16 protein-coding genes are annotated in these 14,835 nt (G+C 59.8%); 5 read left to right on the top strand and 11 right to left on the bottom strand.

Going from position 1 to position 14,835, the window contains the following annotated elements:
- Positions 1–3: 3 nt before the first annotated feature.
- The 6 genes from BMX80_RS00380 to BMX80_RS00355 all read right to left on the bottom strand — a co-directional run bounded on the left by BMX80_RS00380 (position 4) and on the right by BMX80_RS00355 (position 5,087).
- Positions 4–594 carry a MarC family protein gene (locus BMX80_RS00380; protein ID WP_071873192.1) on the bottom strand — a complete coding sequence of 197 codons (591 nt, stop codon included), beginning with the start codon at positions 592–594 and terminating at the stop codon, positions 4–6.
- 96 nt (positions 595–690) lie between these two features.
- Entirely contained in the window at positions 691–2,460 is a 1,770-nt protein-coding gene (locus BMX80_RS00375) for a sensor domain-containing diguanylate cyclase (protein WP_074864010.1), read from the bottom strand.
- Between the two features lie 68 nt (positions 2,461–2,528).
- Positions 2,529–3,371: an endonuclease/exonuclease/phosphatase family protein gene (locus BMX80_RS00370; protein WP_071873124.1), complete on the bottom strand. Its 843-nt coding sequence runs from the start codon at positions 3,369–3,371 to the stop codon at positions 2,529–2,531.
- Positions 3,372–3,374: 3 nt separating this feature from the next.
- Positions 3,375–3,995, bottom strand: coding sequence for a thiol:disulfide interchange protein DsbA/DsbL (locus tag BMX80_RS00365; RefSeq protein ID WP_071873125.1), 621 nt, complete (start codon positions 3,993–3,995; stop codon positions 3,375–3,377).
- A 129-nt stretch (positions 3,996–4,124) separates the two neighbouring features.
- Positions 4,125–4,733 (bottom strand): c-type cytochrome, encoded by a 609-nt coding sequence (locus BMX80_RS00360; RefSeq protein WP_071873193.1) that lies wholly within the window; start codon positions 4,731–4,733, stop codon positions 4,125–4,127.
- Between the two features lie 48 nt (positions 4,734–4,781).
- The gene (locus BMX80_RS00355) at positions 4,782–5,087 is read right to left on the bottom strand and encodes a c-type cytochrome (protein WP_071873126.1); all 306 of its coding nucleotides are present in this window, start codon (positions 5,085–5,087) and stop codon (positions 4,782–4,784) included.
- 193 nt (positions 5,088–5,280) lie between these two features.
- Here BMX80_RS00355 and yihA point away from each other — a divergent pair, with 193 nt between their 5' ends.
- Positions 5,281–5,931 carry a ribosome biogenesis GTP-binding protein YihA/YsxC gene (gene yihA, locus BMX80_RS00350; RefSeq protein ID WP_074864008.1) on the top strand — a complete coding sequence of 217 codons (651 nt, stop codon included), beginning with the start codon at positions 5,281–5,283 and terminating at the stop codon, positions 5,929–5,931.
- 257 nt (positions 5,932–6,188) lie between these two features.
- Here the strand turns inward: yihA and BMX80_RS00345 are convergent, their stop codons facing one another.
- The 4 genes from BMX80_RS00345 to BMX80_RS00330 all read right to left on the bottom strand — a co-directional run bounded on the left by BMX80_RS00345 (position 6,189) and on the right by BMX80_RS00330 (position 9,847).
- On the bottom strand, positions 6,189–7,625 hold the full coding sequence (locus BMX80_RS00345; RefSeq protein ID WP_074864006.1) for an NAD(P)(+) transhydrogenase (Re/Si-specific) subunit beta: 1,437 nt from the start codon (positions 7,623–7,625) through the stop codon (positions 6,189–6,191).
- Positions 7,626–7,937: an NAD(P) transhydrogenase subunit alpha part 2 gene (locus BMX80_RS00340; protein WP_071873129.1), complete on the bottom strand. Its 312-nt coding sequence runs from the start codon at positions 7,935–7,937 to the stop codon at positions 7,626–7,628.
- A gap of 11 nt (positions 7,938–7,948) precedes the next feature.
- Positions 7,949–9,070: a Re/Si-specific NAD(P)(+) transhydrogenase subunit alpha gene (locus BMX80_RS00335; RefSeq protein ID WP_074864004.1), complete on the bottom strand. Its 1,122-nt coding sequence runs from the start codon at positions 9,068–9,070 to the stop codon at positions 7,949–7,951.
- 405 nt (positions 9,071–9,475) lie between these two features.
- A complete protein-coding gene (locus BMX80_RS00330; protein ID WP_071873131.1) occupies positions 9,476–9,847 on the bottom strand; it encodes a cupin domain-containing protein in 372 nt (123 codons plus the stop codon).
- A gap of 203 nt (positions 9,848–10,050) precedes the next feature.
- Here BMX80_RS00330 and BMX80_RS00325 point away from each other — a divergent pair, with 203 nt between their 5' ends.
- The 4 genes from BMX80_RS00325 (at position 10,051) to BMX80_RS00310 (ending at position 14,166) form a co-directional block, all read left to right on the top strand.
- Positions 10,051–11,544: an aldehyde dehydrogenase gene (locus BMX80_RS00325; RefSeq protein ID WP_074864002.1), complete on the top strand. Its 1,494-nt coding sequence runs from the start codon at positions 10,051–10,053 to the stop codon at positions 11,542–11,544.
- A gap of 81 nt (positions 11,545–11,625) precedes the next feature.
- The gene (locus tag BMX80_RS00320; protein WP_235821584.1) at positions 11,626–12,819 is read left to right on the top strand and encodes an MFS transporter; all 1,194 of its coding nucleotides are present in this window, start codon (positions 11,626–11,628) and stop codon (positions 12,817–12,819) included.
- Positions 12,803–13,396, top strand: a complete 594-nt coding sequence (locus BMX80_RS00315) for a GNAT family N-acetyltransferase (RefSeq protein WP_074864000.1) — start codon at positions 12,803–12,805, stop codon at positions 13,394–13,396. The genes BMX80_RS00320 and BMX80_RS00315 overlap by 17 nt, the downstream gene beginning before the upstream one ends.
- Positions 13,397–13,428: 32 nt before the next feature.
- Positions 13,429–14,166 (top strand): alpha/beta fold hydrolase, encoded by a 738-nt coding sequence (locus BMX80_RS00310; RefSeq protein ID WP_139213981.1) that lies wholly within the window; start codon positions 13,429–13,431, stop codon positions 14,164–14,166.
- A gap of 173 nt (positions 14,167–14,339) precedes the next feature.
- On the opposite strand, the gene BMX80_RS00305 is transcribed toward BMX80_RS00310, so the two are convergent.
- Entirely contained in the window at positions 14,340–14,810 is a 471-nt protein-coding gene (locus BMX80_RS00305) for an SRPBCC family protein (RefSeq protein ID WP_074863996.1), read from the bottom strand.
- Between the last annotated feature and the right edge of the window lie 25 nt (positions 14,811–14,835).

The following is a 14,835-nucleotide window of genomic DNA, read 5'->3' as shown; positions in this document are numbered from 1 at the left end:
GGCTTAGCCCAAATGCAGCGCTGATTTAAAGCTATCGAGCAGCATGTCGACGCTGAGCATGATTAGCAGCATACCCATCAGGCGCTCACAGGCGGTTAGGCCACGCGGGCCGAGCAGGCGATGCAAGGTGGCGGCTTGCAAGAGGATCAGCGCGCAGCCAAACCAGGCCAAACCAAGGCCGGCGTACAGCTCCCATACCGGGCCTTCGTGGGTGTTGCGCAGGGTCATCAAGATGGCTAATGCCGAAGGGCCAGCCACCGCAGGGGTGGCCAGTGGCACTAGCATCGGCTCGCCATCGGGGCTGTCGCCGAACAGGCCTTCTTTACTGGGGAAGATCAGGCGCATGGCGACCACGAACAGGATGATCCCGCCGGCAATCGAGATTGCCTCGCGCGAGAGGCCCAGCGCGGTGAGGATGTGCTCGCCAAAGGTGAGAAACAGCAACAGCAGCACCAAGGCGAACAGCAGTTCGCGAAGAATGACTTTGGTGCGCCGCGCGGCGGGTACGCCGCTGAGTGCGGAGAGAAAAATGGCAATGTTGCCGAACGGGTCGATCACCAGAAAGATCAACACCGCGATACTGAAAATTTCCATACCGTGCATAAGGTTAGCGGCTTAAAGGGCCGCGCATGCTAACAAAAGCAGCAGGCGGCTGACTGTGAGTAGGCGTCAGGGCTGTGCAGATAGACGTCATGTGCTGGGCGTTTCGGCCTTGCGCACTTGATTGCGCCCGCCATTCTTGGCTGCATACAGCGCTTGGTCGGCACGCTCAAACACCTGCGAGGCGCTGTCTTTGTCGGCAAAAGCGCTGATGCCGCACGACACGGTGATGGTCAGTGGCGCGCCTTTAAAGTGGAACGGGCAGGCTTCAATGCCACGGCGCAAATCATCGAGCACCTTAAAGCCGGCCTCAAGATCGGTTGCCGGCAGCAGCACGACAAACTCTTCGCCACCAAAGCGCGCGACGAAATCGGTTTTGCGCAGCCGTTTGGCCACCTCTTGGGCAATGATGCGCAGCACCTTGTCGCCGGCCAAATGGCCGTAGCTGTCGTTGATCTTTTTAAAGAAGTCGACATCGATAACCGCTAGCTGCAAGTCGCCGCCATAGCGCTGCCAGCGTGCCACCTCAAGGCCTAAACGTTCTTCCCAGGCGGCGCGATTGGGCAAGCCGGTAAGGGCGTCTTGCAGGGCTTTTTGCTTTTGCTCTTCAAGGTGGGCGCGGAAGTTCTTCGCTTCATCTTCCATGTTGGCCACCTTGTCGACCAAGGTTTGCAGCTTTTGCGCGACCTGTTTTTCGCGCTGGTCGCGGGCCTGCTGATAGGTGTCCATGGTGCTTAACAGGCCGTCCAGGCGGCTCTCGACGGTGCGTTTTAGGTTGTCTAAGTCGGTGGCTTGTTTGACGCTGGATTGCAGGCCATCGACTTGTTCGCGCAGGTCGCGGTCCAGCTCATGAGCGCTGGAGAGCGACTCTTGATAGCCGATGTGCGCATCTTTGAGGTTGTCTTGGAAGCTGGAAAGGCGCTCATTCAGCGCGGCTAGATAGCGTTGGAACTCATGCTCCCCCTGATTCAAACAGGCCAGTACCAGTACTTTCAGCTCATCTAACACGGCGGCCAGTTCGTACCAGTTCAGTCCGGCGGTGACGCGCTCAATCAGCGTTTCACCTTGGCTGCGATGGGTGTCGGGGATCTCCAGCGCGCTCAGCAAACTGCTCAGGGTGGCCTCGATATGCTCGGCAATCGCGCTGTAGCCAGGCTCGGGTGCCTCGTTGATGGCGTAGGCTTTCGGGCCGGGGGTTAACGGGCTGGCCGCTGGCGCCGGGTCGGGCGTGACGGCGGCGCTGCTGGCGGGCGGCTCGGCCGTTGGCGCAGCGGCGGTGCCGGCGCTGGGAGCGGCAGCAGGGTCGTCTTGCGCGGTGCTGTTGGCTTCGGTCTGTTGTTTGCCTTTGATCAGGCGCTGCCAAAAGCCAGGGCGCTCTTCTTCGGCGCCCTGAATTTGCACGATGATCTGTGCTTGCAGGCTGCCCAACTCTTCCACCAGTGCGGGCAAGTCTTTGAGGTGGCGCACGCGTTGATCGACTTGTTTCGCCAGCTGCTTGAGTTGTTTGCCCAGCGGCTTGGGAATCGGCAGCTCTTGCAGTTGTTCGCTAAGTTGGCGCAGGGCTTTGGCCAGCAAGGTGAGGCGTTCCTCACGCTGCTCTTCCGAGTGCAGAACGATTTTCTCTAAGCGCGGAATCAGCGCCGCCATGCCTTGGTCGTTGTCGTTTTGGCGCAGCTGCGTGCGCAGCTCGCCCATGCACTGATCCACCGCCGGATCAGAGCCTTCGGCGGCCATGCTGGTGCGTACTAAGCCACGGCGCAGCAGGTCGAGGCGGCCTTGCCAGTCTTTATCACGGGCGTCCTGTTGTTCCGCTAGGGCGAGGTATTTCTCTTTCCAGCGTTGGGTGTCGTTAGCGGCCATAACACGTCTCTTCAGGGGCTGGGCACAGTATAGGCAGGGCTGTGCGGCGCTGCCCCGCTGCGGCGCAATTAACGCAACGTGGTGTCGCTGGGCAGGCGCAGCTCTAGGGCCACCGGTAGGTGATCGGAGATAGGTAAGTCGAGCACCCGCACCGACTCCACCTGCAAGCTCTGGCTATGCAGGATGTGGTCGATACAGCGCTGCGGTCGCCAGCTGGGGAAGGTGGCGTGTTCGTGCGGCGCCTGTAGCTGGATATCGTGCATGGCCGGATGCTCGACCAGTTCGTCGGCGTGGGCGTTCATATCGCCCATCAGCACCACATTGCGGTAGTCGCCAATCAGCTCGCGCACATAGTGCAGTTGCTGCACGCGGCCACGGGCACCTAGGGCTAAGTGCAGCATGATTACCACCAAACCACGCCCGGGTTCGCCAAAGCGCATGGCAATCGCCCCGCGCCCCGGCAAGATGCCGGGCAGCGGGTGGTCTTCAATGCTGCACGGCTGCACGCGCGTCAGCAGGCCGTTACCGTGCTGGGCGATACGCCCCAGATTGCGATTGAGTTGCTGATACCAAAGAGGGAATTCGCCCACTTGGGCCAAGTGTTCGACTTGATTAACAAAGCCTGAGCGCAAGCTGCCGCCGTCGACTTCTTGCAGGGCGACTAAGTCATAGTCTTGCAGCACCCGCCCGATGCGCCACAGGTTGTGCGCGCGGTGGCTGTTGGGCAGTACATGCTGCCAGCCACGGGTGAGGTAGTGGCGGTATTGGCCGGTGTTGATGCCGACCTGAATGTTGAAGCTCAATAAGCGCAGCAGCCCCGGCGTGGTCAGGCCGAGGCTGCGGTTGCACAGGCTATTGCTTTGCAGCTCGCCGGCAGCGGGGCTGCGCGGGCGGCGTAGCGGGTTAAGCATGGCTTACTGGGCGGCGCGCTCTTTGGCGATCAGCTCGTCGGTGACCTGCAGCAGCTCTTGCTTGCCGCCGGCGGAGCCCACGTCTAAGCGGTATTTGCCGTTGACGATCACGCTCGGTACACCGGTGGCGCCATAGGCCATGCCGAGTTTTTTGATCTTCTCGACCTTAGATTTCACCGCGAAAGAGTTGAACGTTTTGCTGAACTCGGCGCGGTCTACACCGTGCTCGGCGAGCAGATCAGCCATGGCATCTACATCAGCCAGCTTGTTGCCGTCTTGGTGATAGGCCTTGAACACCACTGGGGTCAGCTCTTTGGCTTTGCCCATGGCCTCAAGGGTCAGGTACAGCTGGCCGTGGGTGTTCCACGCACCGCCGAACATGGCCGGTACACGGACGAAGTTGACGTCTTCCGGTAGCTGCTCCACCCACGGCTCGATGGTCGGCTCAAGGTCGTAGCAGTGCGGGCAGCCGAACCAGAACAGCTCAACCACTTCGATCTTGCCGGGCTCGGCGGTGGGTACTGGGGCGCGCAGTTCCTGATAATGCTTGCCGGCTTCGGCAGCCATGGCTGGGTTAAACAGGGCCATGGCGGTCAGGGCAGCGGCGGCCATCAGCTTCTTCATTCAGTGCTCCTTAGTTAAGCGAAACGCCTGTAATAGACAGGCGTTGTCGGTAGAGGTTTCAGGGTAGCGCAATTTTGTGCACAAAAAAGGGCAGCCTAGGCTGCCCTTTTGACCAGTAATCCGTAGCGCTTAGTGCAGGCCTTGGATGTAGCTGGATACCGCAGCGATGTCTTTGTTCGACAGCTTGGCAGCGATGGTGCGCATGATGCCTGCATCGCCAGCGTCGTTGTTGCGATCGCCTTCGCGGAAGTCGGTCAGCTGCTTCGCGGTGTACTGCGCGTGCTGGCCATTGAGTTTGGGGAAGCCTGCCGGGGCGTTACCTACGCCGTTCGGTGCATGGCAGCCGGTGCAAGCCGGCAGGCCGGTTTCTAGGTTGCCGCCACGGAAGATAGCTTCACCGCGCTCAACCAGTGCCGGGTCAGCGGCGCCGATGCTGCCGGCTTGACTAGCAAAATAAGCCGCGATATCGGCGAAATCTTGCTCGTTCAAGTTGTCCAGCAGGCCGGTCATTTCAACAATGGTACGGCGACCTTCTTTGACGTCCTTCATCTGTTTGATCAGGTAGTTTTCGCCCTGACCGGCCAGTTTCGGGAAGTTCGGTGCGGCGCTGTTGCCGTCAACACCGTGGCAAGCGCCACATACGGCAGCTTTGGCCTGACCAGCAGTCGCATCGCCAGCAGCGTGTGCGGCGCCAGTCAAACCGAGGCCCAGGAGCAGGGTCGCAAGTACTTTGTTCATCAGCTTATCCATCGGCAATGGGTAGTGGGTTTCGGTGACGGCGGTGGCTTACTTGGCCATCCACTCGATCACGGCTTGGTAATCTTCGGCAGTGCAGTCCATGCATAGGCCGCGCGGTGGCATGGCGTTGAAGCCATTAGTGGCGTGTTGCACTAAGGTTTCCATGCCTTTTTCATCAATGCGTTGTTGCCAAGCGGCGGTGTCGCCCTTTTTCGGCGCGGTGGGCAGCTGGCCGTTATGGCAAGCGCCGCAAGCGCGGGTGAAGACAGCTTCAGGGTCTTGGGCAGCGACGGCCGCAGTGGCCAAAGTGCCAGTCAGGGTCGCCATGCTCAATGCGATAAGCAGCTTTTTCATACTGTTTTGCCTCATGCAGGGTGCTGGTGGGTGATCTTCTGGTGGATCTTCTCGCCAGCCAAGGATTGTGACCTTCGGGACTAAGCACACAAAAAACCGGGGCATTATATACTGCTCACCTAGAAACTGAAACGAAGCGGCAAGCCTTGCGCGCTGTCTACCAGCCGCTTTGCGCCCGATAAAGAGAGTGTTCATGTCGAGTAAAAACCCGATTCTTGGTTTGTGCCAGCAAGCCAGCTTTTTAAAAAGTGCCGCCAAGGTGCAGCAATGTCCGCCGGATGAGGGTTACGAAATCGCCTTTGCTGGGCGCTCCAACGCGGGCAAGTCCAGCGCGATGAATACCCTGACCCACGCCCGCTTGGCGCGCACCTCGAAAACCCCCGGGCGCACCCAGCTGCTCAACTTCTTTACCTTGGATGAACAGCGCCGTTTGGTCGATTTGCCCGGCTATGGCTTTGCCAAAGTGCCGATTGCCCTCAAGGAACACTGGCAGCAGCACCTTGAGGCCTACCTGCAGCAGCGCCACTGCTTGGCCGGCGTGATGCTGATGATGGATGTGCGTCATCCGCTCACCGATTTCGACACTATGATGCTCGACTGGGCCGAAGCCAGTCAGCTACCCATCCATATCTTGCTGACCAAGATGGACAAGCTGACCTTTGGCGCGGCGAAAAACACCTTGCTGAAGGTGCAGCGCGAACTGCATCAGAACTGGCCGCACACCGCCAGCGCGCAGCTGTTCTCCTCTCCGAAGCGCCACGGCGTGGAAGAGGCGTTAAGCGTGATGAGCGGCTGGTTAGAGCTGGGCGACGATAGCGAAGCAGAAGGCGAGTTGGCCGAATAACAGGCAAAAAAAACCCTGAGCCGTTGGGGAGGGGAGAGCTCAGGGTTTAGTCGTACCAAACAAACCGTTTGGATTTTCTGCCAACACACAAAACATCGAAGGAGCTGAGTGGGTTTGCGCCCCACTCATAAGTTCAGACTGGGCCTTCGTGGGAAAGTTTCATTTGTTTCCATAATTTTTTGTTCTTTCTTTTAGAGCCAAAAGAAATAAAAAAAGCCCGTCGCAAGGACGGGCTTTTTGGTGCCAGAGGCGTGGGCTTATTCCACGGCTTTGACCATGTCTTCGATGACTTTCTTCGCGTCGCCGAACACCATCATGGTCTTGTCCATGTAGAACAGCTCGTTATCCAGACCGGCGTAACCGCTGGCCATGGAGCGCTTGTTCACAATCACGGTCTTGGCTTTGTAGGCGTCCAGAATCGGCATGCCGGCAATCGGTGATTGCGGATCGGTCTTCGCCGCGGGGTTAACCACGTCGTTAGCGCCCAGCACCAGCACCACGTCGGCTTGGCCGAACTCGGAGTTGATGTCTTCCATCTCGAACACCATGTCGTAAGGCACTTCGGCCTCGGCGAGCAGCACGTTCATGTGGCCCGGCATACGACCGGCTACCGGATGGATGGCGAACTTCACGGTCACGCCTTGGTGAGTCAGCTTCTCGGTCAGCTCCATCAGCGCGTGCTGGGCACGGGCAACGGCCAAGCCGTAGCCGGGCACGATGATTACCGTGTCAGCGTTGGTCAGCAGGAACGCTGCGTCATCACTGGAGCCAGACTTCACGTTACGCTCAGCTTGTGCGCCAGCAGGGCCGCCAGCACCGGCGTCGGCACCGAAGCCACCCAGAATCACGTTGAAGAACGAGCGGTTCATCGCCTTACACATGATGTACGACAGAATCGCACCCGAAGAACCCACCAGCGAACCGGCGACGATCAGCATCGAGTTGTTCAGCGAGAAACCGATACCAGCCGCTGCCCAGCCCGAGTAGCTGTTGAGCATCGAGACCACCACCGGCATATCGGCACCACCGATTGGGATGATGATCAACACGCCGATGATGAATGCCAGTACCAGCAGAATCGCGAAGGCACTCAGGTCGCCAGTGAAGGTGTACACCAAGCCCAAGGCCAGAATGGCCAAGCCGACCAGCAGGTTCAGCAGGTGCTGACCTTTGAACATCACCGGCGCACCTTGGAACAGGCGGAACTTGTATTTTCCCGACAGCTTGCCGAAGGCAATCACTGAGCCGGAGAAGGTGATCGCACCAATTGCCGCACCCAAGAACAGCTCTAAGCGGTTAGCCGAAGGGATCGGGTCCAGCGCGGTGGCGACAATGCCCAGCGACTGCGGCTCAACCACGGCAGCCACGGCGATGCACACAGCGGCCAAGCCGATCATGCTGTGCATGAAGGCGACCAGCTCCGGCATCTTGGTCATTTCGACGCGCTTGGCCATGATGGTGCCGACGCTACCGCCGAGCAACAGACCAACCACCACCCAGACGATGCCAGTGGCGGCGATTTCGGCGTTGATTTTCACGATCAGCGCGATGGTGGTGACCACCGCAATGCCCATACCGATCATGCCGAACACGTTGCCCTGACGGGAGGTGGTCGGGTGTGATAGCCCTTTCAGCGCCTGAATAAAGCAAATCGAGGCAGCCAGATACAGCAGGGTAATCAGGTTCATGCTCATTTATTTGCCCTCCGCTTTCGCCTTGGGCGCTTTCTTTTTGAACATTTCCAGCATGCGGCGGGTGACCAAGAAGCCACCAAACACGTTGACCGCTGCCAAGGCTACGGCCAGCACGCCCATGCTCTTGCCGAGCACGGTTTCGGTCAGCGCGGCAGCCAGCATGGCGCCGACGATAACGATCGCGGAGATGGCGTTAGTCACGGCCATCAGCGGGGTGTGCAGGGCCGGGGTGACGTTCCACACCACGTGGTAACCCACGTAGATGGCCAGCACGAAAATGATCAGGTTGTAGATGCCGTCAGAGATTTCCATCGTCCAGCTCCTTAAGCGTTTTTGCGCACGGCTTCGCCGTCGCGGCACATCAGGCACGCGGCAACGATGTCGTCGTCGAGGTTGACGTGGAACTGGCCGTCTTTGTCGAACACCAGTTTCATGAAGTCCAGCAGGTTGCGGGCATACAGCGCCGAGGCATCGGCACCGACCAGCGCCGCCAGATTGCTGTGGCCAACAATGGTCACGCCGTGGGTGTTGATCACTTGATCGACTTTGGTCAGCGGACAGTTACCGCCCTGGGCTGCGGCCAGGTCGATGATCACTGAGCCTGGCTTCATTTCGGCCACGGTGGCTTCTTGCAGCAGGGTCGGCGCCTTGCGGCCGGGGATCAACGCGGTGGTGATGACGATGTCGGACTGCTTGGCGCGCTCGTGCACAGCCTTGGCCTGACGCTCCATCCACGATGCCGGCATCGGACGCGCATAGCCGCCCACGCCTTCGGCGCACTCGCGCTCTTCGTCGGTTTCAAACGGCACGTCAACGAACTTGGCGCCGAGCGATTCGATCTGCTCTTTCACCGCCGGACGCACGTCCGAGGCTTCAACCACAGCACCCAAGCGCTTAGCGGTAGCGATAGCCTGCAGGCCTGCCACGCCAGCGCCTAAGATCAGCACGCGGGCCGCTTTCACGGTACCAGCGGCAGTCATCAGCATCGGCATAAAACGCGGATAGTGGTTGGCGGCGAGCATCACGGCTTTGTAGCCGGCGATGTTGGCCTGCGACGACAGCACGTCCAGACTCTGCGCACGCGAGGTGCGCGGCGCGGCTTCCAGAGCAAACGCGGTAATGCCCTGGGCGGCCATGCGTGCAATGTTGGCGTCATCAAAAGGATTGAGCATGCCAATCAGCACGCCGCCTTTTTTCATATGAGCCAGTTCGCTTTCGGTCGGCGCGACCACTTTCAGCACGATATCGGCGCCAAAGGCGGCGGCATCGCTACCGATCGTAGCGCCAACGGCTTCATAAGCACTGTCGATAATGCTCGCGCTAACACCGGCACCGGTTTGCACGGTTACGGTATGCCCTTGAGCAATGAGCTTTTTGACGGTTTCTGGCGTCGCGGCAACGCGCGTTTCGCCAGCATGCGTTTCGAGAGGAACACCAATGTGCACAGCAACTTCCCCGCAATAGTTTGCAAGTGGGTCTGGGCGACTCTGCGGTCACCGCAGGTGTGTTGGTTATTCCCGCACTACAAGGTTTAGGAAGTGGCGCGGGGCTGCGCATTGTGCAGACTTGGGGGGTGTGCTTCAAGGTGTGATGTAGTGCCAAAACAGTGCGACTACAAAATTGAACGCACTTAAAAGAGGCAAAAAAATGGCGCAAAGCTAGGCGTGGTGCGGGTTTGCCGCTGTTACGAAATTAAACACAAGCGACAGCAACCCCGATGACGTGAATGTCCATTCATCGGATCAGATGTCGCTTTTTTGTATTGACCCAAGGGTTTTTGCCCCTTGAGCGGGCGCTTTGTAGTGCCTGAGCGCGCCGTGCTGACCTTGCGTCAGCGCGGCGCAGCGCCTTTACGCGGGGGCTTGGGCGGGTTCGAAGATCACATACACCTTGCGGCACGGCTCCAACACTTCCCAGGTACCGGAGAAACCGGCGGGAATCACAAAACGGTCGCCGGCGCGCACGGTGCGACTGTTGCCGTCATTATCGCGCAGCACCGACACGCCTTGCAGAATCTCGCAGTACTCGTGCTCGGTGTAGTTAACCTGCCACTGGCCCACGGCGCCTTCCCAAATGCCGCTGCTGAACTGCGCGCAGGGGCTGGAATAGTGGTTGCGCACACTTTGCTTGGGCTCGCCCTTGAGGACTTTTTCCGGCGCCGGCGCGTAATGCTCGGGGGCGGTGGTGGCGCTGGCGAAATCAACGATCTGGCTTACATTCATGGCTCGGCTCTCGGCGGTAGGCAGGTCAGGCCTGCTTTAATTCGGGCGGTGGCTGGCCGGCAGTCTAGTCAGCCGCCAAGCTCAGTGACAAGTTTTTCTGCACGCCGTGTAAAAAATATTGAAAACCCACTGCGCCGCCAGTAGTGTGCTCGGACTGCTTTACTCAACATTTTGCCGATTCGACTTTTATAGAGGTGTCCACCATGAGCAACCTGACCCGTGCCGACTGGGAAGCGCGCGCTAAAGCCCTGCAAATCGAAGGGCGCGCCTTTATTCATGGTGCGCTCTGCCCGGCTGCCGATGGCGCCACGTTCGATTGCGTGAGCCCGGTGGATGGCCGCTTCTTAACCAAAGTCGCCGCCTGTGACGCCGCCGATGCCGAGAAAGCCGTGGCCGATGCCCGCGCCACGTTTGAGTCCGGCGTTTGGTCGCAGATGGCCCCCGCCGAGCGCAAGAAGATTATGGTGCGCTTCGCCGACTTAATGGACGCCCACGCCGAAGAACTGGCGCTGCTGGAAACTCTCGACATGGGTAAGCCGATCAGCGATTCGCTGGGGGTGGACGTGCCCGGCGCCTCGCGGGCGATTCGCTGGAGCGGTGAAGCGATCGACAAGATTTATGACGAAGTGGCTGCCACCCCGCACAACGAGCTGGGCTTAGTCACCCGCGAGCCGGTCGGCGTAGTGGCGGCTATCGTGCCGTGGAACTTCCCGATGATCATGACTGCGTGGAAGCTCGGCCCGGCGCTGGCGACCGGCAACTCGGTGATCGTCAAGCCGTCGGAAAAATCTCCGCTGACTGCCATCCGCATGGCCCAGCTGGCGCTGGAGGCCGGGATTCCCGCTGGCGTGCTCAACGTGTTGCCGGGTTACGGCCACACCGTGGGTAAAGCGCTAGCGCTACATATGGATGTCGACACGTTGGTGTTCACCGGCTCAACCAAGATTGCCAAGCAGCTGATGATTTACGCTGGCGAATCGAATATGAAGCGCGTGTGGCTGGAAGCCGGCGGCAAGAGTGCCAATATCGTCTTCGCCGATGCGCCGTGCCTGAAAGACGCCGCCGAAGCAGCCGCCGCGGCGATTTGCTTTAACCAAGGCGAGATGTGCACCGCCGGTTCGCGCTTGCTGGTTGAGCGCTCGATCAAAGACCAGTTCATGCCTATGGTGGTCGAAGCCATGCAGGGCTGGCAGGCTGGTCACGCGCTAGACCCCGCCACTAAGGTGGGTGCGCTGGTCGACCAAGGCCATCTCAATACCGTGCTGGGCTTTATCGAAGCCGGTAAGGCCGATAACGCCGACTTGCTGTGCGGCGGCGCGCAAACGCTGCAAGAGACCGGCGGCGTGTATGTGCAGCCGACCCTGTTCGACAACGCGCACAACGCCATGCGCATCGCTCAAGAAGAAATCTTCGGCCCGGTGCTGACGGTAATCCCCTTCGACAGCACCGAAGAAGCCATCCAGATTGCTAACGACAGCATCTATGGTCTGGCTGCTGCGATCTGGACCAGCAACCTCAGCAAGGCCCATCAAACCGCCCGCGCCCTGCGTGTAGGCAGCATGTGGGTGAACCAGTACGACGGCGGCGATATGACCGCGCCGTTCGGTGGCTACAAGCAATCCGGCAATGGCCGCGACAAGTCGCTGCATGCCTTTGATAAGTACACCGAACTGAAAGCCACGTGGATCAAGCTGTAAGCGATTAGTTAGGGGTACAAGCCCCGCACAGCCTGACAGGGAGGATGCGCCAAGCCAGCGCTTGCCGGCTCGGCGCCTTGCATGATGAGCAATGCGGTGATGACCAGCGCCGAACGCTGGCTGACGTATCTGGCCGTGAGCAGCAGCGTGGTGCTGGTCGGCCTGTCGCTGGGCGTAAGCCTGCCCTTGGTATCGCTGCGTCTAGAAGCGCAAGGCTACGGCACCTTCGCCATCGGCATCATGGCCGCCATGCCGGCCTTCGGCACCTTAATTGGCGCGCGCTTAACCGGTCTGCTCGCCGCCCGCTTGGGCGGCCCGCGCAGCCTGCAACTAAGCCTGTTACTCAGCGCCGTGGCGGTGGCGGGTTTAAGTCTTGTGCCCAATTACTGGGTGTGGCTGCTGCTGCGCTTATTGCTCGGTAGCTGCCTGACCATCACCTTTGTACTCGGCGAAAGCTGGATCAACCAACTGGCCGACGAGCGCTATCGCGGCCGTTGGGTGGCGCTGTACGGCACCGGCTTTGCCGTGAGCCAGCTGCTCGGCCCGCTGCTGCTGGCTTTACTCGGTACGGCCACCGATGCCGGTTTTTGGCTGTCGGCGGCGTTGTTAGTGGGCGGCATCTTCTTACTCATCGGCCGCCAAGGCGCGCCGGTGGTGGATGCCAATGCCGCCGTGGGCAAGGGCTTAATCGGCTTTATCCGCGCCCATCCGGCGTTGGCGTGGGCGGTGATTCTGTTTGCTGCGTTCGAGTCCATGGTGCTCACCCTGCTGCCGGTGTATGCCCTGCAGCAGGGCTATACCGAAGCGCTGGCGCTGACCATCGTCAGCGTGGTGGTGATTGGCGATGCCTGCTTGCAGTTGCCGATTGGCTGGCTGGCCGACCGCGTGTCGCGCACCCGCTTGTATGCCGTCAGTGGCGTAGTTTTGCTGAGCACTTGCGTGGCCATGCCGATGGCCTTGCACAGCTGGCTGTTGTGGCCGCTGTTGGTGCTGTTCGGTGCCAGCGCCGGTGGTTTGTATACCTTGTCGCTGATCTTGGTCGGCGAGCATTTTCGCGACACCGCCTTAGTGCGCGCCAATGCCTTTATCGCCATGCTCTGGGGCGTGGGCGCTCTACTCGGCCCCACCAGCACCGGCGCGGCTAGCCAATGGCTCACCGGCCATGCGTTGCCGTGGCTGTTGGCCCTCGGCGCGCTGTGGTTCCTTTGGTTATTGAAGCGCTACCCCTTATTTGCTGCACATTCGCAGGAGGCGAAAGATGGCTCACTGGCTTGAAGCTGTCACCTTAACCGGCGAGCACGTCTGCTTGCGCCCACTGACCCGCGACGATGCCGACGCCCTGCGCGCCGCCGTGCAAGACGGCGAGTTGTGGCAGCTGTGGTTTACCTCGATTCCCGCGCCCGACAAGGTTGAGGATTACATCGACACCGCCCTGCGTATGCAGACTGCACAAGGTGCGCTGCCGTTTGTTATCACCGAGCGCGACAGCGGCAAAGTGATCGGCTGCACGCGCTACTTTGCGGTCGATGCAGCCAATCAGCGCTTGGAGATTGGCTACACCTGGTACGCCGCCAGCTACCAGCGCGGCCCCTATAACACCGAAGCCAAACTGTTGCTGCTGCGCCACGCCTTCGAGCAGCTGCACTGCATCGCCGTGGAGTTCCGCACCCACTGGCACAACACCCGCTCGCGCGCCGCCATCGCCCGTTTAGGCGCCAAACAAGACGGCATCCTACGCAGCCACCAAAAAGGCCCCGACGGCATCCTGCGCGATACCGTGGTGTTCTCCATCATCGCCAGCGAATGGCCGGCGGTAAGAGAGAATTTGCGCTTTCGGTTGCTGCGCGGGTAAGTAGGCGTATGCAGCGCTCGCTTAGAGGCCTCGTGATTGAGCCACTTAAATCCTCAGGTGATACCGAGGTTGAGCTTGTCGTGCTTCCCGGACTGGATGGCACGGCTATGCTGCATGACGATTTTGCCAATGCTGTTTCGCCGCTCTTTAAGCGCGTTCACGTCATTGCCTACCCGCCTGAGCAGCCGCTTAGCTACAGCGAGCTTGAATCATTGGTTCGGGCGCAGTTGCCTAAAGAAGCTCACTTTGTTCTTTTGGGCGAGTCTTTCTCAGGCCCTCTAGCAATCACTATTGCTAGTGCACCACCGACCAATTTGGTTGGGTTGGTGCTTTCCACTACCTTTGCCAAGCCGCCTATTCCATTTGCGCGAGTTATTTCCGCTTTGGTGCGTATCGGCCCAGTTCGTGCCTTGCCGATGGTGCTTCTCTCGTGGCTGCTTTTGGGCGAGTGGTCTACTCAGACTCTTAGGGAAAATCTGCGTACAGCGCTTCAAAAGGTTTCACCTCGGGTGCTGCGTGCCCGTGCGCTGGCGTCGCTTCGTGTAGATGTGACGGCTCTGCTGCCTCTGATAAACGTTCCAGTGCTTTGTCTGTTCGCATCTTCTGATCGACTGCTTCGGTTCGGTAGTGCCACAGATTTTCAATTGTGCGTGCCATGCGTAACGATTACCGAGCTAGCTGGACCTCACTTGCTCTTGCAGTCAGTACCTCAGCAATCTGCAAGGGTTATTGAGGCGTTTTTGGCAAGGACGGTAGGCCGCTTGATTTAGAACTTTGCTTCAGCATGAAGCAGCTGGTCTATCTACTCGGCTGAGCAAGGCTGGCTGGAGTGCTGTAGTGGCAGGGAATGTAGCTGAGCTGCAAGGTTAAGCCTGCGGGTTAACCTGCTTGATGCAATAGGTTTACAGCTCACTTCTTTACCGCTCTATTGTTGGCTCCATAACTACCGATGCATCCCCTGCGCAATTTGCTTTTGCAATTCCCGCAGCGCCTGCGCGGATTCCTTTTCTACCTTATGTCGCAGCACTAAACGGTGCAGCCAGTGCAGCAGCGGGTGGCGGCTGCGGTAGTCCAGCGTGCGCTGGAAGAGCACGCCGTTGGGGGCGTTGGTGAAGTCGTAGCGTAGGGTCAGTTCGATGCCCAAGGTGCCGTCGGCGCGGGCGATCCAGCATTGCTCGGGCTGTACGTGGTCGACGTGCCAGTGCAGGTGGGCGTTAACCGCGCCGGCACGGATGTCTTCTTCAAAGCGGGCGCCAACCCCCAGCGGTTGTTCGGCACCGGGGCCGGTGCGCAGTGACGAGTGGTGCCACTCCTTCCAGCGTGCGGGGGTGGTGACGTAGTGAAATAGCTCTGCGGGGCTGCAGGCGATTTCGGCTTGGCTGTGGATGCGGATAAAACCTTCGGGGCAGGGCATGGCGGCTCTCTCAGACTTTTCATCA

The sequence above is a fragment of the Atopomonas hussainii genome (assembly GCF_900109735.1).
Classification (GTDB): domain Bacteria; phylum Pseudomonadota; class Gammaproteobacteria; order Pseudomonadales; family Pseudomonadaceae; genus Atopomonas; species Atopomonas hussainii.
The sequence above is the reverse complement of the archived record's forward strand: the minus strand, read 5'-3'. Positions and strand labels throughout refer to the sequence as shown.